The organism is Streptomyces klenkii (assembly GCF_003626645.1).
Taxonomy (GTDB): Bacteria; Actinomycetota; Actinomycetes; order Streptomycetales; family Streptomycetaceae; genus Streptomyces; species Streptomyces klenkii.
Genome location: NZ_RBAM01000007.1, coordinates 480583 through 506311, shown reverse-complemented (window position 1 = coordinate 506311; position 25729 = coordinate 480583). Strand labels below are relative to the sequence as shown.

Genomic DNA, 25729 nt, shown 5'->3' with positions numbered 1-25729 from the left:
GCCCTCCCCCCATATCTTCCCCTCCCCTCGTGGTCGTCGTCGGCGCCGGCCCCGCCGGCTCGCGGGCCGCGCTGAGCGCCGCCCGGTGCGGCGCGCGCGTGGTGCTCGTCGACAGCGAGGCGCGCGTCGGCGGCCGGTACGAGCGGCAGCCCGCGGCCGTCACCGACGGAGTGATCGCTTCCGCCACCCACCCGCTGGAACTGGCCATCGCCTCCCAGCCCCGTATCGAGCACGTGGCCCGCGCCACCGTCTGGGCGCTGGAGCCCGGCCCGGCGCCCGGCCGGCACCTCGTCCACCTGCAACAGGGCCCCGCGGACGACCGCGGCCGGCCGCCCCGCACCCTCACGGCCGACGCGCTCGTCCTGTGCACCGGCGCCTTCGACCGCGTGCTGCCGTTCCCCGGCTGGGAGCTGCCGGGCGTGGTCACGGCGGGCGCGGCGCGGACGCTGGCCGAGGGGCAGCGGACGGCCGTCGGCGCCCGGGCGGTGGTGTCGGGGACCGGCCCGTTCCTGCTGCCGGCCGCGCTGTCCCTGCTGGACGTCGGGGCGCACGTCCTGGGCGTGTACGAGGCGGGGAACCCGGCACGCTGGCTGCGCAGCCCCGCCGCCGTCCTGCGCGACGGCGGCCCCGGCAGGCTCGCGGAGCTCGCCTCGTACGCCGCCGGGCTGGCCCGCGGGCGCGTCCCGTACCGCACCCGGCACGCGGTCGTCGCGGCGCACGGCCGGGACCACGTCGAGGCCGTCACCGTGGCCCGCCTGGACGCGGGGTGGCACCCGGTCCCGGGCAGCGAGCAGCGGCTGGCACCCGTGGACGCGGTGTGCGTCGGCTACGGGTTCACGCCGCAGCTGGAGCTGCCCCTGGCGGCGGGGTGCGCCGTACGGGACGGGCGCGTGGTCGTCGACGGGCGGCAGGCGACGACCGTGCCGGGCGTGTACGCGGCGGGTGAGCTCACCGGGATCGCGGGCGCGCAGGCCGCCGCGGCGGAGGGCGAGCTGGCGGGCCTGGCGGCGGTGGCGGACCTGGCGGAGCACGCGTGGGCGACGGCGGGCGGGGCGGCGGCGGGCGGGGCGGCGGACCGGGCCGCGGAGGGCGCCGGGACGGGCCTCGCGCCCCCGCCTCCCGCCCGCGTCGCGTCCGCCGCCGCACGCGTCCGCTCCGGGCAGCGGTTCGGGCAGGCGCTCGCGCGGGCGCACCCCGTACCGGGCGGCTGGCGCGGCTGGCTGCGCGAGGACACGCTGGTGTGCCGGTGCGAGGAGGTGTCGTACGGGGAGCTGCGGGACGCCGTCGTGGCGCGCGGCGCGGACGGGATGCGGGCGCTCAAGCTCGCGTGCCGCGCCGGGCTGGGCGCGTGCCAGGGGCGGATGTGCGGGCGCAGCACGGCGGAGCTCGCGGCGGCGTTCCTGGGCTCCCCCGTCGCCGATCCGTACGCGACGGACCGGCGGCCGCTGGCCCAGCCCATACGGCTCGGAGACCTCGCGGGGCCGCCGGACGAGCCCGGGGATGTGCCCCCTGACGTGACCCCCGATGTGACCCCCGACCCACCGGTTTCGCCCGACACCCGTTGACTAGAGCTATTCAGCCACCCAAGATGTGCAGTGTTCTATTCAGAGCAGGGCAGAGCAGCGAGAGCAGCCGCCAGGGAGGCAGGGCCCCATGTCCGGACCGCGACCCGTACGAGCGCCGCGAGGCAACCAGCTGAGCACGCTGGGGTGGCAGCAGGAAGCCGCTCTGCGCATGCTCCAGAACAACCTCGACCCCGAGGTGGCCGAGCACCCCGACAAGCTCGTCGTCTACGGCGGCACGGGCAAGGCCGCCCGCGACTGGCGCTCGTTCGACGCCATGGTCCGCACCCTCCGGACGCTCAAGCAGGACGAGACGATGCTCGTCCAGTCCGGCCGCCCGGTCGGCGTCATGCAGACCCACGAGTGGGCGCCGCGCGTCCTCCTCGCCAACTCCAACCTCGTCGGCGACTGGGCCAACTGGGAGGAGTTCCGCCGCCTGGAGCACCTCGGCCTCACCATGTACGGCCAGATGACCGCCGGCTCGTGGATCTACATCGGCACGCAGGGCATCCTCCAGGGCACGTACGAGACCTTCGCCGCCGTCGCCGCGAAGAAGTTCGGCGGCACGCTCGCCGGGACGATCACCCTGACCGCCGGCCTCGGCGGCATGGGCGGCGCCCAGCCGCTCGCCGTCACGATGAACGACGGCGTCGCCCTCTGCATCGACTGCGACCCGCGCGCCATCGAGCGCCGCATCGAGCACCGCTACCTGGACGTGAAGGCCGACTCCCTCGACCACGCGCTCCAGCTCGCCGTCGAGGCGCGCGACGCCCGCCGCCCGCTGTCCATCGGCGTCCTCGGCAACGCCGCCGAGCTCGTCCCGCAGCTGCTCGCGATGAACGCGCCCATCGACATCGTGACGGACCAGACGTCCGCCCACGACCCGCTCTCCTACCTGCCCGTCGGCGTCTCCTTCGACGAGATGGCCACGTACGCGGCCGAGAAGCCCGCCGACTTCACCACCCGGGCGCGCGAGTCCATGGCCCGGCACGTCGAGGCCATGGTCGGCTTCCAGGACGCGGGCGCCGAGGTCTTCGACTACGGCAACTCCATCCGCGGCGAGGCGCAGCTCGCGGGCTACACCCGCGCCTTCGACTTCCCCGGCTTCGTGCCCGCCTACATCCGCCCGCTCTTCTGCGAGGGCAAGGGCCCCTTCCGCTGGGCGGCCCTCTCCGGCGACCCGGCCGACATCCACAAGACCGACAAGGCGATGCTCGAACTCTTCCCGGAGAACGAGTCCCTCGCCCGCTGGCTCAAGATGGCCGGCGAGCGGGTGCACTTCCAGGGCCTGCCCGCCCGCATCTGCTGGCTCGGCTACGGCGAGCGCGACAAGGCCGGCGAGCGCTTCAACGAGATGGTCGCCGACGGCACGCTCGCCGCGCCGCTGGCCATCGGCCGCGACCACCTCGACTGCGGGTCCGTGGCCTCTCCGTACCGTGAGACGGAGGCCATGCTCGACGGCTCCGACGCGATCGCCGACTGGCCGCTCCTCAACGCCATGGTCAACGTCGCCTCGGGCGCGTCGTGGGTCTCCATCCACCACGGCGGCGGCGTCGGAATGGGCCGCTCCATCCACGCGGGCCAGGTGACGGTGGCCGACGGCACGGCGCTGGCCGGCGAGAAGATCCGGCGCGTCCTGACGAACGACCCGGGCATGGGCGTCATCCGCCACGTCGACGCGGGCTACGACATCGCGGAGTCGGTCGCGTCCGAGCGGGGCGTGCGGGTTCCCATGCGGGAGGGCGAGTGAGCAGCCCCGACCCCGCGGGCGGCGGGGCCGGCTTCCATGAGATGTGGCGCGACCTCGGCGCCATCGGGCGGGACAAGGACAGCGGCGGATACCGCCGCCTCGCCTGGACCCCCGCCGACGCCGACTGCCGCGCCTGGTTCCGCGCCCAGGCGGAGACCCGCGGGCTCGCCTACGAGGTCGACCGCAACGGCAACCAGTGGGCCTGGCTCGGCGACCCCGCCGCCGGGGACGCCGTCGTCACCGGCTCGCACCTGGACTCCGTCCCGGACGGCGGCGCGTTCGACGGCCCGCTCGGCGTCGTCTCGTCGTTCGCCGCGCTCGACGAGCTCCGCGCCCGCGGCGTGCGGCCGTCCCGCCCCCTCGCGATCGTCAACTTCGGCGACGAGGAGGGCGCCCGCTTCGGCCTGGCCTGCGTGGGCTCGCGCCTGACCGCAGGCCAGCTCGGCCTCGACAAGGCGCACGCGCTCCGGGACGCCGAGGGGATCTCCCTCGCGCAGGCCATGGAGCGCGCCGGCTACGACCCGGAGGCGATCGGCCCGGATCCCGAGCGCCTCGCCCGCATCGGCGCCTTCGTCGAGCTGCACGTCGAGCAGGGCCGGGCCCTCGCCGACACCGACGACGCCGTCGGCATCGCCTCCGCCATCTGGCCGCACGGCCGCTGGCGGTTCGACTTCCACGGCGAGGCCAACCACGCCGGCACGACCCGCATCGAGGACCGCCGGGACCCGATGCTGACGTACGCCAACACCGTCCTCGCCGCCCGCAAGAAGGCGCGGCTGGCCGGCGCCCTGGCGACCTTCGGGAAGGTCAGCGTCGAGCCGAACGGCGTCAACGCGATCCCCTCCCTCGTGCGCGGCTGGCTGGACTCGCGCGCCGCCGACCAGGGAACTCTCGACCTCGTGGTCGCCGAGATCGAGAAGGCGGCCGTGGAGCGCGGCGAGCGCGACGGCATCGACGTCCGCATCACGCGGGAGTCGTTCACGCCCGTCATCGAGTTCGAGCACGCCCTGCGCGACGAGCTCGGCCGCATCCTGGGCAAGGACGGCGGCACCGCCGTCCCCGTCCTCGGTACGGGCGCGGGACACGACGCCGGAATCCTCTCCGGAGCCGTCCCCACCGCCATGCTGTTCGTACGCAACCCCACAGGCGTCTCGCACTCACCCGCCGAAACGGCCTCCGAGGACGACTGCCTGGCCGGGGTGACCGCACTCGCCGACGTACTGGAGGGCCTGGCGTGTCGCTGACGGCACAGACCTACTGGGCGGAGCACGCCCTTCTCGACACCGGCGTCGAGCCGGGCGTGGTCATCGAGACCGGCGCGGACGGCCGCATCGCGGCCGTCCGGCCGGGCGTGACGGCCCCGCCCCCGGGCGCGGTGGCCCTCCGGGGAATCACGCTGCCCGGGTTCGCGAACGCCCACAGCCACGCCTTCCACCGCGCCCTGCGCGGGGCCACCCAGGCGGGCGAGGGCACGTTCTGGACCTGGCGCGAGGTCATGTACCGCGTCGCCGACCACCTCACTCCCGACAACTACTTCGCGCTCGCCCGCGCGGCCTACGCCGAGATGGCGCTCGCCGGCATCACCTCCGTCGGTGAGTTCCACTACGTGCACCACCTCGCCGGCGGCGCCCGCTACGACAACCCCAACGCCATGGGCGAGGCCCTGATCGCGGCCGCCGCCGAGGCCGGCATCCGCATCACCCTCCTCGACACCTGCTACCTCTCCTCCGGCTTCGGCGCCGAGCCCGACAAGCACCAGCGGCGCTTCAGCGACGGCACCGCCGAGCGCTGGGCCGAGCGCGTCTCCGCCCTCAAGGGCGACGACAACACGCGGATCGGCGCGGCCATCCACTCCGTACGGGCGGTGCCCGCGGAGCAGCTGGGCACCGTGGCCGCGTGGGCGCAGGAGCGCGAGGCGCCGCTGCACGTGCACCTGTCCGAGCAGACCGCGGAGAACGACGCCTGCGTCGAGGCGCACGGCTTCACGCCCACGGCCCTCCTCTCGCACCACGGCGTGCTCGGCCCGCGCACCACGGCCGTCCACGCCACGCACCTCACCCCGGGCGACATCCGGCTGCTGGGCCACTCGGGCACGGGCGTGTGCATGTGCCCGACCACCGAGCGGGACCTGGCCGACGGCATCGGCCCGGCCCGGGCGCTCCAGGAGGCGGGCTCCCCGCTCTCCCTCGGCAGCGACAGCCACGCCGTCATCGACCTGCTCGAAGAGGCGCGCGCGATGGAGATGGACGAGCGGCTGCACTCCCGCACCCGCGGCCACTGGACGGCCGTCCAGCTGCTGCGAGCCGCCTCCGCCGACGGCCACGCCGCCCTCGGCTGGGACGAGGGGGGCCGCATCGGGCCGGGCGCGCTCGCGGACTTCACGGCCGTCGCGCTGGACTCCGTGCGCACTGCGGGCTCGCCGCCCGCCCTCGCGGCCGAGACGGCCGTATTCGCGGCGAACGGCGCGGACGTGCGGGACACCGTGGTCGGCGGCCGCCACATCGTGCGGGACGGGACGCACCAGCTCGTGGCCCACGTGCCGGCGGCGCTGGCGGAAGCGATCGCGGCCGTACGAGGCTGAGGAGTCGTACGAAGCTGAGGCAGCGTACGAGTCCGGGGAGCCGCACGCGACCGGGGCGCGTCCCCGCCCCACCACCGAACACAGCGAAGGAGTGCCGCACGCCCATGGCGACGACGGTCATCACCAACATCAGCAGTCTCGTCACGAACGACCTCTCCCTCGGCGAAGGCCCCCTCGGCACGGTCCAGGACGCGGCGGTCGTCATCGACGGCGACCGCGTCGTCTGGGTCGGCACGTCCAGCAAAGCACCCGCCACTGACAATCGCGTCGACGCCGAGGGCCGGGCGGGCCTGCCCGGCTTCGTCGACTCCCACTCCCACCTGGTCTTCGCGGGCGACCGGACCGCCGAGTTCAACGCCCGCATGTCCGGCCGCAGCTACAGCGCCGGCGGCATCCGCACCACCGTCGCCGCCACGCGCGCCGCGACCGACGAGGCGCTGGACGCCAACGTGCGCCGCTACGTCCGCGAGGCCCTGCGCCAGGGCACCACGGTCCTGGAGACCAAGTCCGGCTACGGCCTCACCGTCGAGGACGAGGCCCGCGCGCTGCGCATCGCCGCGGCCCACACCGACGAGGTCACCTACCTCGGCGCCCACATCGTCTCCCCCGACTACGCCGACGACCCGGCCGCGTACGTGGACCTGGTCACCGGGCCGATGCTCGACGCCTGCGCCCCGCACGCCCGCTGGGTCGACGTCTTCTGCGAGCAGGGCGCGTTCGACGGCGACCAGGCCCGGACGATCCTCAAGGCCGGTGCCGCCCGGGGCCTGACCCCGCGCGTGCACGCCAACCAGCTGTCCTACGGGCCCGGCGTCCAGCTGGCCGTCGAGCTCGGCGCGGCCTCCGCCGACCACTGCACGCACCTGACCGACGCGGACGTGGACGCCCTGGCGAGCGGCACGACCGTCGCGACGCTGCTGCCCGGCGCGGAGTTCTCGACGCGCGCCCAGTGGCCGGACGCGCGCCGCCTGCTGGACGCGGGGGTGACGGTCGCACTGTCCACCGACTGCAACCCGGGCTCGTCGTTCACCAGCTCCATGCCGTTCTGCATCGCCCTGGCCGTGCGGGACATGGGGATGACGCCGGACGAGGCCGTCCGGTCCGCGACGGCGGGCGGCGCGGCGGCCCTGCGCCGTACGGACGTGGGCCGCATCGCCCCGGGCGCCCGGGCCGACCTCACCCTCCTCGACGCCCCGTCGCACGTCCACCTCGCGTACCGCCCGGGCGTGCCGCTGGTCTCGGCGGTCTGGCGCGCGGGCGTACGGGAAGCCTGAACCGGGCCGCTCAAGGGCCGCTCACCGACGCCGAGGGCGCCGCGGCGTGCGTCCGCACGCCCATCGACCGGCACCGATGAGCCGGTCGAAGGCGTCGTGCGGCGCGGGCGCGCCGGCGGCCGCCCGCATCGCGGGCCGGTCCGGCTCGCACCCCGTCCCGCCCCGTAGGGCCATCGTGTGCGGAAACCGCCCGCAGCGCATGCCATTTTCACGGCTCCGTGTGGTGGAGTTAGCTCCATGTCGTCCAGTGCCGTACGCCTCGGCACCGTGGTGCGGGCCGCGGTGCGGCAGGGGCTGCTGCCCGCGTGGGCGCCCGTGGCCGGGCTGCTCGACGTGCAGGGGATCCGTACGGCCGCGGCGGCGCTGCGGGAGGCCTTCGAGGAGGCCGGGGCGGCCCGCGAGGCGACCCTGCACGCGTTCGCCGTGAAGGCCGCCTCCCTGGTGCCGGTGCTGCGCCTGCTGGCCGAGGAGGGGCTGGGCGCCGAGGTGGCGAGCCCCGGGGAGCTCGCCCTGGCGCGGGCGGCGCGGGTGGACCCCGCGCGGATCGTGCTGGACTCCCCCGTGAAGACCACCGCGGAGCTGCGCGAGGCCCTCGCCCTGGGCGTCGCGGTCAACTCCGACAGCCGCGAGGAGCTCGCCCGCCTGGACGGGCTGCTGCGGGAGGCCGCCGAGCCGCCCCGCTCCCCGCTCGGCGTCCGCGTCAACCCCCAGGTGGGCGGCGGGAGCATCGACGCGCTGAGCACCGCCACGGACACGTCCAAGTTCGGGGTGGCGCTGCGGGACGACGGGGCGCGCGCCTGGCTCGTGCGCGCCTTCGCCGAGCGCCCCTGGCTCACCCGGCTGCACGCCCACGTGGGCTCCCAGGGCTGCCCCCTGGAGCTGATGGCGGCGGGCGTGCGGGCCGCGTACGAGCTGGCTGAGGAGGTCAACGACGCGGTGGGGCGCCGGCAGGTGACCACGCTGGACATCGGCGGCGGGCTGCCCGTGAACTTCGCGTCGGACGACGTGACCCCGACGTTCCGCGCCTACGCCCGCCTGCTCGCGGACGCCGCCCCGGGCCTGTTCGACGGGCGCTACGGGCTGGTGACGGAGTTCGGCCGCGCCCTGCTGGCGAAGAGCGGCCTGGTGCTGGCGCGCGTGGAGTACACGAAGACCGCGGGCGGGCGGCGGATCGCCGTGACGCACGCGGGCGCGCAGGTGGCCACCCGCACGGTGTTCGCGCCCGCGTCCTGGCCGCTGCGGGTGGCGGCCTTCGACGCGCTGGGACGGCCCAAGACCGGGCCGCCGGTGGAGCAGGACGTCGCGGGCCCGTGCTGCTTCGCGGGCGACGTCGTCGCGATGGGCAGGCCGCTGCCGCTGCTGGAGGCGGGCGACCACGTGGCGCTCCTCGACACCGGCGCGTACTACTTCTCGAACCACTACGCGTACAACTCTCTGCCCCGTCCCGGGGTTTACGGATACGCGCGCGCAGAAGAGGAGAGTGACGGCGTGCGCTTCGCGACCGTACGGGCCCCGCAGACCCTCAGCGAACTGGTCGCCGAGAGCGGCGGCGCCCACGCGGCGGACCTCAGCGCGCTCGGCTGACCGGACCGCTTCAGCGGCGGCTCGGCCGACCGGACCGCCCCGGGGGCGATCGAGCCCGCGCTACTGGCGGGCCGCGCTGACCGCCGTCCCGGCCGGCACCCGGCCCGTGCGGCGCCTGCCGCCGCCGGGCGCGGCATCGCCCGCGGCGAGCCCGGTGGACATGTAGCCCCGTACGGGCTCGGCCGCGGGGGACGCCTGCGCCCACTCCGTACGGACCCACAACAGCGACCCCGCGCGGCGCTCCAGGCCGCCCAGCCACAGGGCCTTCGCCCACAGGCCCGCGCCCGCGCCGACGAGGGCCATGCCGGCCGCGGCCGGCACCGCGAAGGACGAGCCCGCGGCGGCGAGGAAGGCGAGGAGCAGCCACCAGCGGCGGGCGCGCCGCCAGTTCCGCAGGGTCACGGCGCGGTCCTGGAGGAACACCGACCGGCCCGCCCGCGACGCGCCGCGCGCCAGCGCCGCGTACCGCTTGCGGCGGGCCGCGAAGACCGCACCGGCGACGATCAGGAACAGCGCCGCCCCGGCGAGCACGCCGATCCGCCGCCCGGTGAACCCGGGCACCAGGACGCCGATCCCCGCGCTCAGCAGTCCCGCCCAGCACAGCCAGCCCGCGGGCGCCCTGACGATCACCGCCACCCGCGCCAGCGCATACGAACCGCGCCCCACGTCGAATCCCGCCTTTCCCTCTGAAATCCCCTCGATCCCGGCTCTCACGCGGCAGGCTAGCCAACGAATCTGAGTGCGAGCTGAGAATCCCGCAGGGTGTACCCCACAGGGGTCATACCCCGGTATCAGCCCGGACTTGGCTCCTCCGTATGACGTGTGCGCACTTGTGTGGTCCCTATGGTCGACCCGTCGGGAAAAGACGAGCGGGGGAGGCCGGAGATGCGGGTTCAGCAGCGAGGGGACGGCAGGCTCAGGCGGCGCGCCGTGGCCGCCGCGGGGGCACTGGCCCTGACCGGGGTGCTGAGCGCGCTCGCACCGGCGCCGGACGCCCGCGCGGCGGGCGGCCCGGCCGCACCCGCGGCCACGGACGCCGCGAGCGCCCGCGCCGCGCTTCCCGCGCCCACCGGCCCGTACGCCGTCGGCACGGTCACCCGCCTCCTCGTGGACACTGCCCGCAAGGACCCCTGGAAGCCGGAGCAGGGCGACCGCCGGGTCGCGATCAGCCTCTTCTATCCGGCGGACCGGGAGACCGGCCCCCGCACCGCGCCCCACATGGACGCCGCCTCCGCCGCCCACTTCGGCTCCGCCCGGGGCGCGGGCAGCTTCAACTACCGCGTGCGCCCGGGCGCCGCCGACTGGGCGGCCACGCGCACGCACGCACGCGTGGCCGCTCCCGCGGCGCATGGCAGCCGCGCCCTGCCGGTCGTGCTCTACTCCGCCGGCCTGGGCGACCCGCGCACCTGGAACACCGGCCTGGTGGAGGAGCTGGCCTCCCGCGGCTACGTCGTCGTCACCATCGACCACACCTACGACTCCTCCGAGGTGCGCCTGGCCGGCGGGAAGCCGGCCGAGTCGGTGCTGCCCTCGCTCGCCGGCGCGCCCGCGCCCGAGGTCGACGCCACGCTCCGCAAGGCGGTGAAGGCGCGGGTGGACGACACCCGGTTCGTCCTCGACACCCTCGGCTCGGCGCGGTGGCGGCGGAGCCTGCCGCGCGGCCTGGGGGACGCCGTGGACCTGCGGCGCGTGGGCATGGCCGGGCAGTCCGCGGGCGGCTTCACGGCGGCGCAGGCCCTGCACGACGACCGGCGCCTCAAAGCGGGGATCAACATGGACGGGCAGATGGACTTCCCCCTGCCTGACAGCACGGGCAGCAGGCTGAGCACCGTCGCGCGCGAGGGCGTGGACCGGCCGTTCCTCCTGCTGGGCTCCGACGGGCCGGGCGCGGCGGACAACCGGGCGTCGTGGGCGTCCTTCCGGCAGCATTCGCGCGGCCGGCAGGCCGAGCTGACGATGGCGGGCGCGGAGCACGGCACGTACACCGACGCCGTATCGCTGCTGCCCGCGCTCGCGCGGCAGGGAGCGCTGCCGGAGGAAGTCCTCCGGCAGGACATCGGGACGGTCCGCCCGGAGCGGGCGGTGGCGGCCACGCGCGCGTACGTGGTGGCGTTCTTCGACCGCTTCCTCAAGCACGAGGACGGGCAGTTGCTGGACGGCCCGTCACCGCGCTTCCCGGAGATGCGCTTCCGGGGCGCCCCGGACTCCTGAGTCCGCCCTACTCCACGAACAGGCCCCGCGCGGCCGCCTTCGCGTCGAACTCCTCCAGGCGCGCCTGCGCGTCCGGCAGGGCGTCGCACATGGCCTCCAGCAGCATGCGCCCCAGCAGCATCGGCGCGCAGGCCGTGTCGAAGGCCAGGCCCGTGCCGACGGCGGCGGGGAGCAGGAGGTCGCTGTGCCGGGCCACCGGGGCGAAGGTGGAGTCGGCGACCGTGACGACGGTCAGGCCCTGCCCCTGCGCGTACTCCAGGGCCTCGACGACCTCGCGCGGGTGGCGGGGCAGGGCGAAGCACAGGAGGGTGCTCGCCCCGGCCCGTACGGCGGCGTCTATGCGGTCGGCGAGGAGCGTGCCGCCCTCGTCCAGGAGGCGGACGTCGGGGTGGACCTTGCGGGCGAAGTAGGCGAAGCCGGCGGCCTGGGCACCGGCGGCGCGCAGGCCGAGCACGAGCAGCGGCCGGGACGTGGCGAGGAGCCGGCCCGCGCGGGTGACGGGGGCGGGGTCGGCGAGGACCGAGGAGAGGTGGCGGAGGTTGTCGATCTCGACCTGGACGGCCTGCTGGTACTCGTTGTACGCGCTGTCGCCCTCGGCCGGCGCGTCCGCCGCGGGGACGACGTCGCGCAGGTGCCGGCGGAGCGCCGGGTAGCCGTCGAAGCCGAGGGCGACCGCGAAGCGGGTGACGGAGGGCTGGCTGACGCCGGCGAGCTCGGCGAGCTCGACGCTGGAGAGGAAGGGCGCGTCGGCGGCGCGGCGCACCATGCAGTGGGCGATGCGGCGCTGGGTGGGCGTCAGCCGGTGCCCTTCGAAGAGCTTTTGCAGCCGTGCGGTGGCTTCCGGTTCGCCGCCGGTGTCGCTCATCGGGCCCTCCATGGTCGTCGACGGTCGCTGCGGCAGTGGTCATTCACTCAGCGCCGCCCTGCATGGAATTATGCAGGGCGGCGCCGCCTGCTGAAGCCCGTTCGCCGTTACATTCGCCGTTACAGGGGAGGCAGGAGCTTCTTCTGCGGCTTGCCCATGGCGTTGCGCGGCAGGGCCTCAAGGAAGCGGACCCGGCGCGGCCGCTTGTGTACGGACAGGTGCCCCGCCACGAAGTCGATCAGCTGTTTCTCGGTCGCGCCGTCGGCCACCACGTAGGCCACGATCTCCTGGCCGAGGTCGTCGTGCGGGACGCCGACGACGGCGGCCTCGCGGACGGCCGGGTGGTCGAGGAGGGCGTTCTCCACCTCGCCCGCCCCGACCCGGTAGCCGCCGGACTTGATCAGGTCGGTGGAGGCCCGGCCCACGATGCGGTGCGTGCCGTCCTCCTCGATCGCGGCGATGTCGCCCGTACGGAACCAGCCGTCGGCCGTGTGCGCGGCCTCCGTGGCCTCCGGGCGGCCGAGGTAGCCGCTGAAGAGCGTCGGCCCGGAGACCTCCAGCTCGCCGATGCCGCCCTCGGCCGCCACGAGGCGCGTGCGAACGCCCGGCAGCGGGGTGCCCACGGCGCCCGGCCGGCGCTCGCCGCCGGCCCGCGCGGAGACGGTGATCAGCGTCTCGGTCATGCCGTAGCGCTCGACGGGCCGCTGCCCGGTGAGGGCCTCCAGGTCGCGGAAGACGGGCGCGGGCAGGGCCGCGCTGCCCGACACCAGCAGCCGGGCGCCGGCCAGCTCCCGGGCCGCGGACGGCTCGCGCACCACCCGGGACCACACCGTCGGCACCCCGAAGTACAGGCTGCCGCCGGCCGCCGCGTACGCCTCCGGCGTCGGCCGCCCGGTGTGCACGAGCCGGCAGCCGGTGCGCAGCGCCCCCAGGACGCCCAGGACGAGGCCGTGGACGTGGAACAGCGGCAGGCCGTGCACGAGGGTGTCCTCGGCGGTCCACTGCCAGGCCTCGGCGAGCCCGTCGAGGCCCGCGGCGACCGCGCTGCGCGGGATCAGCGCGCCCTTGGGGGCGCCGGTCGTGCCGGACGTGTAGAGGATCAGGGCGGTGCTGTCAGGGGCGGGCTCGGCGCCGGACAAGTCGCCCCGCTCGTCTATGCCGACCGGCAGGCCGTCGTCGCCGCCGAGCACCAGGGCGGCGCCGGAGTCGCGCAGGATGTGGCCGCGCTCGGCGGGGCCCGCGTCCGGCGGCAGCGGCACCACCGGCACTCCGGCGAGCAGCCCGCCGACGACGGCCGCCACGGTCTCCAGGGAGGCGTCGGCGTGGACGGCGACGGCGGGGGCGCCCGCGATGCGGTGCGCCACCGCGGCGGCGGCGCCCAGCAGTTGCTCGCGGGAACAGGCCCGCCCGGCGACGGCCAGGGCGTCGGGCCGGTCCCCGCCCGCCCCGGGGTCGAGGCGGGTGAGCAGAGCTTCGGTCGGTCCGGGCACGGACTGCTCCTTCCAGCGGCGCCCCGGCACGGCGGCGGGGCTGCCCCTACGGCGGATACGGGTGCTGGCCCCAGCGACGCGGGGCCTTGCCGACCGTATCGTCCTGAGCATGATGGCCCGCGACCATGAGCTGAAGAAGGATCTCGCCGCGACTCTGGGAACCCGGAAGGAACTGGGTCCGGAGTACGAGGCCGAGCTGGTCGACGCCTTCCTGGAGAAGGTCGACCGGAAACTGGACGCCGAGATCGAGCGGCGGGTGCGCCGGCAGGCGGCGGAGACACAGATGGCCGTCGCCCGCGGGGGGCTGCCGCGCCCCGGCGGTCCCGGCGGCACGGGGAGCTTCGGCGAGCGCTTCGGCTTCGCCGCGGTGTCCCTGGTGCTGGCCGTCCCGCTGTCCGCGATCGCCGTGGTGAACGCGCACCTGCCCGGGCTGCTCGTGAGCTGGGCGGGGATCGTGGGCGTCAACGCCGTGAACGCGGCGGGGGTGTTCCCCTGGCAGCGTGCGCGGGAGAAGCCGCAGAAGCGGGACGACGGCTCCGCCTGGGAGTGAGCGCCGGGGAAAATCCCGGAAGGAACCTCAGGAGGAGCCCCGGAAGGGAAGTGCGCGGAGGACCGCCGCACCCCGGCCGGAGCCGGAGTCGGGACGACGGCGGTCCCCCACGAGGACACGGGCCGGGTCAGGGCCGGTGAGCCGCGTCCGGACGGCCGAGGAGTCCGGGAGCCGCTCCGGAAGTCCTGCCGCCGCTTCGGTGCCGGCCCGGGGCTGGCCCCTGCCGGCACCTCCACTATGCAGGACCGTTGTTAAGGCGGTGCTGCGGGCGCGTGACGCATACGTACCTTTGACGGTCCGTCCGTCCGCGTACCGTTCACACGGCCGTACGGGGGCGGGCCGGAGGCCGCGCCCCCGGCCGCGCTACTTGGTGCCGTTGGCCTTGCCGGAGCTCTCCGCGAGGAAGGCCAGCAGGTCCTGACGGCTCACCACGCCGGTGGGCTTGCCCTCGACGATCACGATCGCCGCGTCCGCCTCGCCCAGCACGGCCATCAGGTCCGCGACGGGCTCGCCGGAGCCGACCACCGGCAGCGGCGCGCACATGTGCTTCTCCAGCGGGTCGGACAGGGAGGCGCGCTGGGTGAAGAGGGCGTCCAGCAGCTCGCGCTCCACGACCGAGCCGATGACCTCGGCGGCCATCACATCGGGGTGCCCCGCGCCCGGCTTGACGATGGGCATCTGCGAGACGCCGTACTCGCGGAGCACCTCGATGGCCTCGCCGACCGTCTCCTCCGGGTGCATGTGCACCAGGTGGGGCAGGCCGCCGTCCTTGCGGCGCAGCACGTCGCCCACGCGGGCGGCGTCGCCGGCCTCCTCCAGGAAGCCGTAGTCCGCCATCCACTCGTCGTTGAAGATCTTGCTCAGGTAGCCGCGGCCGCTGTCCGGCAGCAGGACGACCACGACGTCGTCCGGGCCGAGGTTCTCGGCGGCGCGCAGGGCGCTGACGACCGCCATGCCGCAGGAGCCGCCGACCAGCAGGCCCTCCTCCTTGGCGAGGCGGCGCGTCATCTGGAAGGCGTCCTTGTCGGAGACCGCGATGATCTCGTCCGTGACGGTGCCGTCGTAGGCGCTGGGCCAGAAGTCCTCACCGACGCCCTCGATCAGGTACGGACGGCCGGAGCCGCCGCTGTAGACCGAGCCCTCCGGGTCGGAGCCGATGACCTTGACGCGGCCGTCGCTGACCTCCTTCAGGTAGCGCCCGGTGCCGCTGATGGTGCCGCCGGTGCCGACGCCCGCCACGAAGTGGGTGATCTTCCCCTCCGTCTGCTCCCAGAGCTCGGGGCCGGTGGAGTAGTAGTGCGAAAGGGGGTTGTTGGGGTTGCTGTACTGGTCGGGCTTCCAGGCGTTGGGCGTCTCGCGCACGAGGCGGTCGGAGACGTTGTAGTACGAGTCCGGGTGCTCCGGGTCGACCGCGGTCGGGCAGACGACGACCTCGGCGCCGTACGCCCGCAGCACGTTGATCTTGTCAGTGGAGACCTTGTCCGGGCAGACGAAGATGCACTTGTAACCCTTCTGCTGGGCCACGATCGCAAGACCGACACCGGTGTTGCCGGAGGTCGGCTCCACGATGGTGCCGCCCGGCTTGAGCTCACCGGACTTCTCCGCGGCCTCGATCATGCGCACGGCGATCCGGTCCTTCACGGAGCCGCCCGGGTTGAAGTACTCGACCTTGGCAAGAACGGTGGCCTTGATGCCTTCGGTCACGCTGTTGAGCTTCACGAGCGGGGTGTTGCCAACGAGCTCAATCATCGAATCGTGATACTGCACGGTGATCTCCGCGGTCGGGGGCACTAGCGGTCTCGCGTACCCATACGGCCAGCCTAGAACGCATCCGGCCGCTCCAACGGCGCGTTGCAGAAGCGGGCGCTCGGGGCAACCTGCTCATAGCGTGCCCTCGCAAGGGTGCGGTGTTTTTATGAAGTGTTTGTAAAACCGCGTACGCGGCCCGGAGGCCGTGCTGCGAAGCCCGGTGACCGGCGCTGCGGAGGAGGTCCGGCCCATGTCACCCATCACCACGTCGAGGGCGAGGGTCGCCCGGAGGATCGCCTCGGCCGCGGCCTACGGAGGCGGCGGGATCGGCCTGCTCGGGGCCACGGCGGCGGGTGTCCTGCTCACCGAGATGCGGCTGGCCAGGCGCGTGGTCGGCGGCGCGGGCGGCACCCCGCCCCACGCGGACGGCCGCTACGGCTCGGCGTTCGTGCACCGGCTCGGGCGCGAGCCGCTGCTGCTCGGCCTGCTCGGCGACTCCACGGCCGCCGGCCAGGGCGTGCACCGGCCCCGCCAGACGCCGGGGGCGCTGCTCGCCTCCGGGCTCGCGGCGGTCGCCGAGCGGCCCGTGGAGCTGCGGAACGTCGCCCTGTCCGGCGCGCGCTCGCACGATCTGGACCGGCAGGTCACGCTGCTGCTCGACGACGTGGACCGGCCGCCCGACGTCGCCGTGATCATGATCGGCGCGAACGACGTCACGCACGGGATGCCGGCGGCCCGCTCCGTACGGCTGCTGTCGGACGCGGTGCGGCGGCTGCGGGAGGCGGGCTGCGAGGTCGTGGCGGGCACGTGCCCCGACCTCGGCACGATCGAGCCCGTCTACCAGCCGCTGCGGTGGGTGGCCCGGCGGCTGAGCCGGCAGCTCGCCGCGGCGCAGACGATAGCGGTGATCGAGGCCGGCGGGCGCACGGTGTCGCTGGGCGACCTGCTCGGCCCGGAGTTCGCGGCGAACCCGCGGGAGCTGTTCGGCCCGGACAACTTCCACCCCTCCGCGGAGGGGTACGCGACGGCCGCGATGGCCGTCCTGCCGACGCTGTGCGCGGCGCTGGGGCTCTGGCCGGACGAGGAGCGGCCGGACGCGGCCCGGCGCGAGGGCATCCTGCCGGTGGCCCGCGCGGCGGCGGAGGCCGCCGCGGAAGCGGGTACGGAGGTCACCGCGGCGCGGGGCCGCTGGGCCCTCCTCAAGCACCGCAAGCGGCGCCGCCTCCCGGCCCACACGGAGCCGGTGCCGCACCACGTCTGGTCGCGGATGGGGCGGGGGGCGCCGTAGGGCGCGGGCAGCCCGAGCCGGTGAAGGGGCCACCGCGCCCCTTCATTCCGCCGCGACGGCGATCGGCCACCACGGTGGATTCCGGCGGTGCCGTACGGGCTCGGGCCGGTCCGGCACCGCCGGGACCCGGCATCGTGGCCGATCGCCGTCGCGGCGGATACAAGGGCGCGAGGCGCGAGGCACCCTTGAACCGGACAGACCTGACGGGCAGGGCCGCCCGCGCCCGAGCGGCCCCGTACAGCCCGCAAGGGCAAGAGTGCGAGGGGTCACAGTGACCAGGCCGTGACCCGAAGCCTACGGGCGGGTAACTTCCACCCAGTCCTGCTTTTCTCACGCCCTGGAGCCGTGATGCCCGAAGCCGTGATCGTCTCAACCGCCCGCTCCCCCATCGGTCGCGCCTTCAAGGGCTCGCTGAAGGAGATGCGCGCCGACGACCTGACCGCGACGATCATCAAGGCCGCGCTCGACAAGGTGCCCGGGCTCGACCCGCGCGACATCGACGACCTGATGCTCGGCTGCGGCCTGCCCGGCGGCGAGCAGGGCCACAACCTCGGCCGGATCGTGGCCGTGCAGATGGGCATGGACCACCTGCCGGGCTGCACGATCACCCGCTACTGCTCCTCCTCCCTCCAGACGTCCCGGATGGCGATGCACGCCATCAAGGCCGGCGAGGGCGACGTCTTCATCTCCGCGGGCGTGGAGACGGTCTCCCGGACCGTCAACGGCTCCTCGGACGGCATGCCCGGCAGCCACAACCCGTTCTTCGCCGACGCCGAGGCCCGCACCGCCGCGCGCGCCGAGCAGGGCATGGGGGTCCCCCCAGCGGTAGCTGGGGGAGAGTGGCACGACCCGCGCGAGGACGGCCTCGTGCCCGACGCGTACATCGCGATGGGCCAGACCGCCGAGAACCTGGCCCGCCTGAAGGGCATCTCGCGCGAGGAGATGGACGAGTTCGGCGTCCGCTCGCAGAACCTCGCCGAGGAGGCCATCAAGGCCGGCTTCTGGGAGCGCGAGATCACGCCGGTCACCACCCCGGACGGCACGGTCGTCAGCAAGGACGACGGCCCGCGCGCGGGCGTGACCATGGAGGGCGTGGCGGGCCTGAAGCCCTCGTTCCGCGCGGACGGCCTGGTCACCCCGGGCAACTGCTGCCCGCTCAACGACGGTGCCGCCGCCCTGGTGATCATGTCGGACACGAAGGCGCGCGAGCTGGGCCTGACCCCGCTGGCCCGGATCGTCTCCACCGGCGTCTCCGCCCTCTCCCCCGAGATCATGGGCTTCGGCCCGGTCGAGGCCAGCAAGCAGGCGCTGGCGCGGGCCGGCATGAGCATCGGCGACATCGACCTGGTCGAGATCAACGAGGCGTTCGCCGCCCAGGTCATCCCGGCCTACCAGGCCCTGGGCATCGACATCGACCGCCTCAACGTCAACGGCGGCGCCATCGCCGTCGGCCACCCCTTCGGCATGACGGGCGCCCGCATCACCGGCACGCTCATCAACTCGCTCCAGTGGCACGACAAGCAGTTCGGCCTGGAGACCATGTGCGTGGGCGGCGGCCAGGGCATGGCGATGGTCATCGAGCGGCTGAGCTGAGATGCAGCGGAGGGTAGGGCTCGCCCGAGGAACGAGGGCGGGACCTGCCCGCAGCGGAAACGAAGCGAAGCGCGACAGAAAGTACGAGCGGCTGAGCTGAGCCGAGTCGAACCGGGCTGAGCCCGGCTGAGCCGGAACGGCTTCCCGGGCCCCTTGCGCAACCGTGACCGAATCGCCCCCAGGATGTGACCAACGTCCCGGGGGCGATTCGTTTCCGCAGGTCAGAGATGTTGAAGGGACAACGTCCGGGACGGAAGTCCCGCCCGCTTCATGACGTTTTGCACTGGGGTCACCAGAAAGCGGGCCTCAAGCTGAGGTAGGAATCTGGGGGATCCATAGCAACCGGGAGTACGTCAGTGAGCGCCATGTCCCTTGCCCTGCTGCTCGCCGCGGCCACCGCGACGGCCGCGGGCGCCGCCGCCCTGCACGCCACTCGCGGCCTGCGCCGGCAGATCACCGACCTGCGCGCCGACCTCGCGGAGGCCAGGGCCGCCGCCGAACGCACCCCGCAGGCCACCGTGCCCGCCGCGCGCCCCGCCCCCGGTGCGGAGCTCGCGGAAATACGGGCGGCGGTCGCCGACGCCCTCGCCGAGGAGCGCGAGCGGGAGCTCGCCGAGGCCCGCGCGTTCTGGGCCGCCCAGGAGGCCCGCGACCTCGGCGGCGCCGGGGACTCCCCCTCCCTGCTGGGCGGGCTGCCCGGCCTCGGCGACGACCTCGCCGAGGGCCCGTACGGCGGCCTCTACCTCCCCCGCCAGGCCGACTTCGCGGGCCTGGAGCCGACGGCCGAACCGGCCGGGCTCACGGAGCTGACGGAGCTCGCCGCGCTCGCGGAGTTCGCCGAGTACTCGGAGGCCGCCGCGGCCGAGGCCGAGGCCGCGGACTCCCCCGAGCTGGCCGCCGCGCGCCGCCGCCACCCCTCGCACCCCGACTTCTCGCCCGTGCCGCCGCGCACCGGCGACCACGAGTCCACCGTGGAGCGGCTCACCGAGCTCGCGCAGGCCCGCGTCCCGCTGGCCGAGGTGCGGCCCGGCCCGCTCGGCACGCTCGACGTCTACGTCTTCGCCGACGGCACGACCGTCTGCATGACCCCCGGGCACCGCGAGACCGCGGAGCGCCTCGCGGACGCCCTGCGCGCCGGCGAGGAACCGGTCCTGCTGGGCGGCTCCGGCGTCTCCGGCGCGTACGCCCTGACCTTCGGCTGCGGCCCGGAGAAGATCTACGTCCTCGCGGACCGCGTCATCGCTTCGCTGTAGGGGCTGAGCAACGGCCTGACACCGGCCCGGCACCGCTACCGCTGGGATCGGTCAAGGATGCCCCCGCATCCTTGAATCCGCCGCCGCGGAGCTCAGCCACAACGGCGAATCCCGGCGGTGCCGAACCTACCCGAACTCGTACGTGCCCCTACAAACCGCACCGTTTCGCTGCCGCCTCGATCAACGCCACCGCCTCCGCCGCCCGGCCGGCGGCGTCAGCGTCTCCAGACGCTGACGCCAGCGCTTCGGCCAAATCGTGACCCGCCACCGCCACTTGGTCGGCGACCGCGAACATTCCGGCCTCGGGCATTTCCCTGGGCGCCGCGGCCCCGGGTTCCTCGATCCGCTGCGTCCGTGCCGCCAGTTCCCGGGCCAGGGACAGCGCTTCCGCGGCCGCCCCCCTGCTCAGGCGGGACTGCGGCAGGGCCCGCAGCCGGTCGGCGAAAGCGTCCACGGCGGCCAGAAGAGACGTCACATCATCCACAGCGCGAGCCTATGCGCCGTTGCCGGAGTGTTGCCAACGTCTGCACACTCGGGCACGGTGACATGAAGGACCATCATTCGACGCGTCCGGAGGCGCCGATGTCCCACGTCTTCTCCGACGAGACCCACCGGAACCTGCTCTCCCGAATCCCCCACTGCACCGGCCGTGAAGTCGCCGACTGGCTGCGCACGGTCGAAGAAGGCCCTTCCCTCTTCCGCTTCGAGGAGAAGGTCAGCTGGCTGCGCGGAGAGCACGACCTCGCATATGGCCACGCCAAGGCGATCGTCCACGAGTACGACCTCCGACGGGCTGCTCGGAAGCTGCTGTAACCGGCAGCGCCCCCCGGAACCGGAAACTCCCCACGGCGCACACGTACGAGCACGGACGACAACGCGTACGACGAAGGGCCCGGGAATCTCTTCCCGGGCCCTTCGTCACACTTCCTCACAGATCAGCGGTCCGAGGACTAGTCCTCGTTGAGGACGCCGATCAGCTGGAGCATCTGGATGTAGATCCACACCAGCGAGACGGTGAGGCCGAAGGCCGCGAACCACGACTCCTCGCGCGGCGCCCCGTACTGGATGCCGTCCTCGACCTGCTTGAAGTCGAGCGCGAGGACCGCCGCGCCGATCAGCACGCCGGCGATGCCGACGAGGACGCCCAGCCAGCCGGTGCGCAGGCCGAGGCCGTCACCGCCGCCGATCACGGCGAACAGCAGGTTCGCCATCATCAGCAGGACGAAGCCGATCACGGCGGCCGTCACGAAGCGCACGAAGCGGCGGTCGACGCGGATCAGGCGGGTCTTGTACGCGACGAGCACGCCGACCGAGACGAGCATCGTGCCGAGCACGGCCTGGACCGGGGCGCCCTGGGCGTAGTGGTTGAAGGCCTTGCTGACCACGCCGAGGAAGAGGCCCTCGAACGCGGCGTACGCCAGGATCACGGCGGGGACCGGCTTGCGCAGGAACATGGACTGGGCCAGGCCCAGCAGCATGGCCACGAGGGCCGCGCCGTAGCCGATGCCGACCGGGACGTTCAGCGCCCAGCCGGCGACGGCGGCCAGGATGACCGTGCCGAGCGTCATGCCGGTGCGCATGACGACGTCGTCCATGGTCATGCGGCCCGTGGTGGCCGGGGCCTGCGGATACCCCTGCTGGAGATCCGGGCCGCCCTGGGCAGCTCCTTGACGGGGATCGGTGGCGTACGGGTTGGCGGGCTGCGCGTAGGGGTTCCCGCCCTGGGCCGCGGTCCCGGCCTGCGGCGCCGCGTTGAAGCCCGCGTAGCCGTTGTTGCCGCGGAACCGCCGCGAGAAGACCGGGTTGCTGCTCCTCATCCTCACTCCATCCGTGGCCACCCTGCGCGGCCTTGCGACCAAGGGTAATAGGTAGGCAAAAGAATGCGCTCGTGCTTGGGAAGGATCTTTTCCGGCGCTCTCCCCCGCCCTACGGGGAGAACGCAAACGGGTGGCACTCGGTTCCCTACGGAGAGTGGGGGACACCGAGCAGCTGAGTGCCCGGAGCCGGACTTGAACCGGCACGGCCCGAAGGGCCAGCGAGGTTTAAGCTCGCCGTGTCTGCATTCCACCATCCGGGCAGCGCTCTCGGGTGTACAGGCGTACAGGCAGGAAAGGCGCGCGAGCCACCCTGGTAAGAGGAGAGCAGGACGAGCCTAGCCGGGGAGCGCCCCCCAAACAGCGGAACGATGACCCGAGGTTGTCTTATTTTATTGGCAACTGAGGGTGCATCAGTGCAGGAACGACGCCAAAGGCACATGCCACGGGCCGATACCCCCCGTTCACCGGGGAGGCCCGGGCGGGGTAGGGAATTGTCGCAATCTCGCCGCCTTCCGACCGGGTGCCCGGCCGCCCGCGCCGCCCCGCACGGCCCGCCCCCGCCGCGCCCGCGGTGTCATACCCAAGGAGGAGGGGCGGCGGCCCGGGTCCGACCGAGGTCTGCCCCGGGAACGGGAGCTGGGTCTGATCCGGGGCGGCCGTTCGGCGCCGACGATGGAGTGGTCCGCCGAAACCGTCGTCCCGACAGGAGCCCGCCACCGTGACCACCTCCCCCTACGGCGTCCAGACCGCCGCCCGCCCCACGGCAGTGGCAGCCCGCGCCACGGGCCTCTCCAAGGTCTACGGACAGGGCGAGACGCGGGTCGTCGCGCTGGACGCGGTCTCCGTCGAGTTCCGCCAGTCCGAGTTCACCGCGATCATGGGCCCCTCGGGCTCCGGCAAGTCCACGCTGATGCACTGCATGGCCGGCCTGGACTCCGTCTCCGGCGGCTCGGCCACGATCGGCGACACCGAGCTGACCACGCTGAACGACAAGAAGCTCACGCGGCTGCGGCGCGACAAGATCGGCTTCATCTTCCAGGCGTTCAACCTCCTGCCGACGCTGACCGCCCTGGAGAACATCACCCTGCCGATGGACATCGCCGGCCGGAAGCCCGACCGGCAGTGGCTGGACATGGTCGTCGACACCGTCGGCCTCTCCGGGCGCCTCAAGCACCGCCCCAACCAGCTCTCCGGCGGCCAGCAGCAGCGCGTGGCGGTCGCCCGCGCCCTGGCCGGCAAGCCCGAGATCATGTTCGCGGACGAGCCCACCGGAAACCTGGACTCGCGCTCCGGCGCGGAGGTCCTGGGCTTCCTGCGCAATTCGGTGCGCGAGCTCGGCCAGACCGTCGTCATGGTCACCCACGACCCCGTGGCCGCCTCCTACGCGGACCGCGTGGTCTTCCTCGCCGACGGCCGCATCGTCGACGAGATGCGCGAGCCCACCGCGGACGCGGTCCTCGACCGCATGAAGCGCTTCGACGCCAAGGGCCGCACGAGCTGAGAGACGGCTCCGCCGCTCCCCAGCCTCCCGACGACGGCCCGGCACGGGCCCCCTCCCCCAGGACACACAGACCATGTTCCGTACCGCCTTGCGCAACGTCCTCGCGCACAAGGCCCGGCTGCTGATGACCGTACTCGCCGTGATGCTCGGCGTGGCCTTCGTCTCCGGCACCCTGGTCTTCACCTCGACCATCTCCGACGCCTACCAGAAGAGCTCCCAGAAGGGCTACGACCACGTCGACGTGGCCGTCCAGCCCCACCACCGCGGCGGTGACGAGGGCAACCCCGGTGCGGCCCCCAAGCTCACCCAGGGCCTGCTCGACAAGGTCGCCGCGGTGCCCGGCGCCGCCTCGGCGACCGGCTCCGTGGGCGGCTTCGCCGCCATCGCCGACAAACACGGCAAGCTCATAGGCGAGGGCTTCTCCTCCTCGGGCGCCAACTACTACCCGGGCCCCGGCGGCAAGGACGCCCGCTATCCGATGAAGTCAGGCCGCGCGCCGCACGGCGCCGGCGAGATCGCGCTCGACGCGAAGACCGCCGACCGCGCCGGCTACAAGGTCGGCGACACCGTCCGGATCTCCGTCGACGGCCCGGTCCTCAGCCAGCGCGTCACCGGCATCTTCAGCACCGAGGACGGCAACGTCTCCGCGGGCGGCAGCCTCGCCCTCTTCGACACCCCCACCGCGCAGAAGCTCTACGGCAAGCCCGGTGAGTTCAGCCAGATCGACGTGAAGGCCGCCGCCGGCACCTCGCAGGCCGCGCTGAAGTCCGGCATCGACAAGGTCCTGCCGAAGGACGCCGAGTCGGTCACCGGCAAGGAGCTGGCCGACGACGAGGCCAGGATCATCGCCCAGAGCATGGACGGCATGCGCACCAGCCTGCTGGTCTTCGCGGGCATCTCGCTCTTCGTCGGCATCTTCATCATCGCCAACACCTTCACCATGCTGGTCGCCCAGCGCACCAAGGAGCTGGCGCTGATGCGCGCGGTCGGCGCGAGCCGCCGCCAGGTCACCCGCTCCGTGCTCATCGAGGCGTTCGTCGTCGGCGCCGTCGCCGGCGTGGCCGGTCTCGTCGCGGGCATCGGCATCGGCGCCGGACTGCGCTCGCTGATCGGCAGCACGGGCTCCAGCATCCCCGACGGCCCGCTGGTGATCGCTCCCAGCACGATCCTGACCGCCCTGGGCGTCGGCATCGTCGTCACCATGCTGGCCGCCTGGCTGCCCGGCCGCCGCGCCGCCAAGATCCCGCCGGTCGCCGCGATGAACAGCGTGCACGCCGTGGCCACCACCAAGTCCCTGGTGGTCCGCAACAGCATCGGCGGCGCCCTCACCGCCCTCGGCGCGGCCGTCGTGCTGACGGCGAGCAGCTCCACCATGCTGGGTCTGGGCGCGGCCGTCGTCATGATCGGCGTCTTCGTCCTGACCCCGCTGCTGTCCCGCCCGGTGATCGCCGCCGCGGCACCGGTCATGCGCCTCTTCGGGATCTCCGGCAAGCTCGCCCGGCAGAACGCGGTGCGCAACCCGCGCCGCACCGCCGCCACCGCCTCCGCGCTGATGATCGGCCTCACCCTGATCACCGGCCTGACCGTGATCGCCGGCAGCGTCCAGCAGGCCATCGACGAGATGGCCACCGGCTCGCTGAAGGCCGACTACGTCGTCTCCATGGCCAGCATGACCTCGCTGTCCACCGATGTGGAGAAGAAGCTCGCCGGGCACCCGGACGTCACCGCCACCAGCCCCCTGCGCACCTCCCCGGCCCGCATCGGCGGCGAGCACCAGAGCCTCACCGGCGTCAACGGCGCGGCCATCGGCGAGCTGACGCGCCTGGAGTTCACGGCGGGCGGTATCGCCGGGCTCTCCGGCGACAAGGTCGTCATCGACGACGCCACCTCCCGCAGCAACCACTGGAAGCTCGGCTCGTCCCTCGACGTCACCTTCGAGGACGGCAAGAAGGGCCGCCTGACCGTCTCCGGCATCTACAAGGGCAACGACCTGATGCGCGGCGTGTGGGTCGACACCAAGACCCTGGCCCCGCACCAGAGCCTGGTCGACGACAAGCAGGTGATGGTCAAGACCAAGTCCGGCGCGAGCGAGGCCACCAAGGACTCGCTGCGCAAGGCCCTCGGCGACAACCCCGCCATCCAGATCCAGACCAAGCAGGACATCTCCAACGGCATCGCCAAGGGCATCAACCTGCTGCTGAACATGCTCTACGGCCTGCTGGCCATGGCCGTGATCGTCGCCGTCCTCGGTGTCGTCAACACCCTGGCGATGTCCGTCTTCGAGCGTCAGCAGGAGATCGGCATGCTGCGCGCCATCGGCCTGGACCGCAAGGGCATCAAGCGGATGGTCCGTCTGGAGTCGCTGGTCATCTCGCTCTTCGGCGGTGTGATGGGCGTGGGTCTGGGCGTCTTCTTCGGCTGGGCGGCCGGTGACCTCATCAGCAAGGCCCTCAACACCTACGAGCTCGTGCTCCCGTGGGGCCGGATGGGCATCTTCCTGCTGCTCGCCGCGCTGGTCGGCGTGCTGGCCGCGCTGTGGCCGGCCCGCCGGGCGGCCAAGCTGAACATGCTGTCCGCCATCAAGGCGGAGTAGCCGGCACGCACGGACGGAACAGGGGCCCCACGGCAGCACGCCGCGGGGCCCCTTTCGCGTCCGGTTCC

General features: G+C 73.8%; 20 protein-coding genes and 1 tRNA gene. 14 read left to right on the top strand and 7 right to left on the bottom strand.

Translation table 11 applies throughout. The annotated features are described in order from the left end of the window. Positions 1 to 29 precede the first annotated feature (29 nt). The 6 genes from D7231_RS19850 (at position 30) to D7231_RS19825 (ending at position 8751) form a co-directional block, all read left to right on the top strand. Positions 30 to 1565 (top strand): NAD(P)/FAD-dependent oxidoreductase, encoded by a 1536-nt coding sequence (locus D7231_RS19850; protein ID WP_241999801.1) that lies wholly within the window; start codon positions 30 to 32, stop codon positions 1563 to 1565. Between the two features lie 88 nt (positions 1566 to 1653). Next, positions 1654 to 3312, top strand: coding sequence for a urocanate hydratase (hutU, locus tag D7231_RS19845; protein ID WP_120756793.1), 1659 nt, complete (start codon positions 1654 to 1656; stop codon positions 3310 to 3312). A gap of 41 nt (positions 3313 to 3353) precedes the next feature. Then, positions 3354 to 4556 (top strand): allantoate amidohydrolase, encoded by a 1203-nt coding sequence (locus D7231_RS19840; protein WP_120756836.1) that lies wholly within the window; start codon positions 3354 to 3356, stop codon positions 4554 to 4556. Continuing rightward, the gene (locus tag D7231_RS19835) at positions 4553 to 5893 is read left to right on the top strand and encodes a formimidoylglutamate deiminase (RefSeq protein WP_120756837.1); all 1341 of its coding nucleotides are present in this window, start codon (positions 4553 to 4555) and stop codon (positions 5891 to 5893) included. Before D7231_RS19840 ends, D7231_RS19835 begins: the two co-directional genes overlap by 4 nt. A 104-nt stretch (positions 5894 to 5997) precedes the next feature. Then, positions 5998 to 7167: an imidazolonepropionase gene (gene hutI / locus D7231_RS19830; protein ID WP_120756792.1), complete on the top strand. Its 1170-nt coding sequence runs from the start codon at positions 5998 to 6000 to the stop codon at positions 7165 to 7167. Positions 7168 to 7404: 237 nt separating this feature from the next. Further along, positions 7405 to 8751 (top strand): type III PLP-dependent enzyme domain-containing protein, encoded by a 1347-nt coding sequence (locus tag D7231_RS19825; protein ID WP_120756791.1) that lies wholly within the window; start codon positions 7405 to 7407, stop codon positions 8749 to 8751. A 60-nt stretch (positions 8752 to 8811) separates the two neighbouring features. Here the strand turns inward: D7231_RS19825 and D7231_RS19820 are convergent, their stop codons facing one another. After that, positions 8812 to 9417 carry a hypothetical protein gene (locus tag D7231_RS19820; protein WP_120756790.1) on the bottom strand — a complete coding sequence of 202 codons (606 nt, stop codon included), beginning with the start codon at positions 9415 to 9417 and terminating at the stop codon, positions 8812 to 8814. Between the two features lie 219 nt (positions 9418 to 9636). Here D7231_RS19820 and D7231_RS19815 point away from each other — a divergent pair, with 219 nt between their 5' ends. Then, complete coding sequence (locus D7231_RS19815) at positions 9637 to 10962, top strand: alpha/beta hydrolase family protein (protein WP_120756789.1); 1326 nt, start codon at positions 9637 to 9639, stop codon at positions 10960 to 10962. A gap of 7 nt (positions 10963 to 10969) precedes the next feature. Here the strand turns inward: D7231_RS19815 and D7231_RS19810 are convergent, their stop codons facing one another. Together D7231_RS19810 and D7231_RS19805 are read right to left on the bottom strand one after the other, a co-directional pair. Continuing rightward, on the bottom strand, positions 10970 to 11827 hold the full coding sequence (locus D7231_RS19810) for a MurR/RpiR family transcriptional regulator (protein WP_120756788.1): 858 nt from the start codon (positions 11825 to 11827) through the stop codon (positions 10970 to 10972). A gap of 119 nt (positions 11828 to 11946) precedes the next feature. Then, positions 11947 to 13296: an acyl-CoA synthetase gene (locus D7231_RS19805; protein ID WP_241999808.1), complete on the bottom strand. Its 1350-nt coding sequence runs from the start codon at positions 13294 to 13296 to the stop codon at positions 11947 to 11949. Between the two features lie 130 nt (positions 13297 to 13426). Between D7231_RS19805 and D7231_RS19800 the strand changes: the two genes are divergently transcribed. Then, on the top strand, positions 13427 to 13867 hold the full coding sequence (locus D7231_RS19800; protein WP_120756786.1) for a hypothetical protein: 441 nt from the start codon (positions 13427 to 13429) through the stop codon (positions 13865 to 13867). A 363-nt stretch (positions 13868 to 14230) separates the two neighbouring features. Here D7231_RS19800 and D7231_RS19795 read toward each other — a convergent pair whose 3' ends face one another. Continuing rightward, positions 14231 to 15634 carry a cystathionine beta-synthase gene (locus D7231_RS19795; protein ID WP_120756835.1) on the bottom strand — a complete coding sequence of 468 codons (1404 nt, stop codon included), beginning with the start codon at positions 15632 to 15634 and terminating at the stop codon, positions 14231 to 14233. 232 nt (positions 15635 to 15866) lie between these two features. Here D7231_RS19795 and D7231_RS19790 point away from each other — a divergent pair, with 232 nt between their 5' ends. The 3 genes from D7231_RS19790 (at position 15867) to D7231_RS19780 (ending at position 19750) form a co-directional block, all read left to right on the top strand. Further along, positions 15867 to 16904 carry an SGNH/GDSL hydrolase family protein gene (locus tag D7231_RS19790; protein WP_120756785.1) on the top strand — a complete coding sequence of 346 codons (1038 nt, stop codon included), beginning with the start codon at positions 15867 to 15869 and terminating at the stop codon, positions 16902 to 16904. 348 nt (positions 16905 to 17252) lie between these two features. Next, on the top strand, positions 17253 to 18497 hold the full coding sequence (locus D7231_RS19785) for an acetyl-CoA C-acetyltransferase (protein ID WP_120756784.1): 1245 nt from the start codon (positions 17253 to 17255) through the stop codon (positions 18495 to 18497). Between the two features lie 365 nt (positions 18498 to 18862). Beyond that, positions 18863 to 19750: a hypothetical protein gene (locus D7231_RS19780; RefSeq protein ID WP_194960080.1), complete on the top strand. Its 888-nt coding sequence runs from the start codon at positions 18863 to 18865 to the stop codon at positions 19748 to 19750. 148 nt (positions 19751 to 19898) lie between these two features. Here D7231_RS19780 and D7231_RS19775 read toward each other — a convergent pair whose 3' ends face one another. Further along, on the bottom strand, positions 19899 to 20234 hold the full coding sequence (locus D7231_RS19775; RefSeq protein WP_194959925.1) for a hypothetical protein: 336 nt from the start codon (positions 20232 to 20234) through the stop codon (positions 19899 to 19901). Positions 20235 to 20332: 98 nt separating this feature from the next. Between D7231_RS19775 and D7231_RS19770 the strand changes: the two genes are divergently transcribed. Beyond that, on the top strand, positions 20333 to 20563 hold the full coding sequence (locus D7231_RS19770; RefSeq protein ID WP_030365184.1) for a DUF4287 domain-containing protein: 231 nt from the start codon (positions 20333 to 20335) through the stop codon (positions 20561 to 20563). Between the two features lie 137 nt (positions 20564 to 20700). Here the strand turns inward: D7231_RS19770 and D7231_RS19765 are convergent, their stop codons facing one another. Continuing rightward, complete coding sequence (locus D7231_RS19765) at positions 20701 to 21567, bottom strand: Bax inhibitor-1/YccA family protein (RefSeq protein WP_120756781.1); 867 nt, start codon at positions 21565 to 21567, stop codon at positions 20701 to 20703. 177 nt (positions 21568 to 21744) lie between these two features. Beyond that, positions 21745 to 21827: transfer RNA gene (locus D7231_RS19760), tRNA-Leu, on the bottom strand. Positions 21828 to 22285: 458 nt separating this feature from the next. Between D7231_RS19760 and D7231_RS19755 the strand changes: the two genes are divergently transcribed. Then, positions 22286 to 23068 carry an ABC transporter ATP-binding protein gene (locus tag D7231_RS19755; RefSeq protein ID WP_120756780.1) on the top strand — a complete coding sequence of 261 codons (783 nt, stop codon included), beginning with the start codon at positions 22286 to 22288 and terminating at the stop codon, positions 23066 to 23068. Between the two features lie 73 nt (positions 23069 to 23141). After that, positions 23142 to 25661: an ABC transporter permease gene (locus D7231_RS19750; protein WP_120756779.1), complete on the top strand. Its 2520-nt coding sequence runs from the start codon at positions 23142 to 23144 to the stop codon at positions 25659 to 25661. The last annotated feature ends 68 nt before the right edge of the window (positions 25662 to 25729 follow it).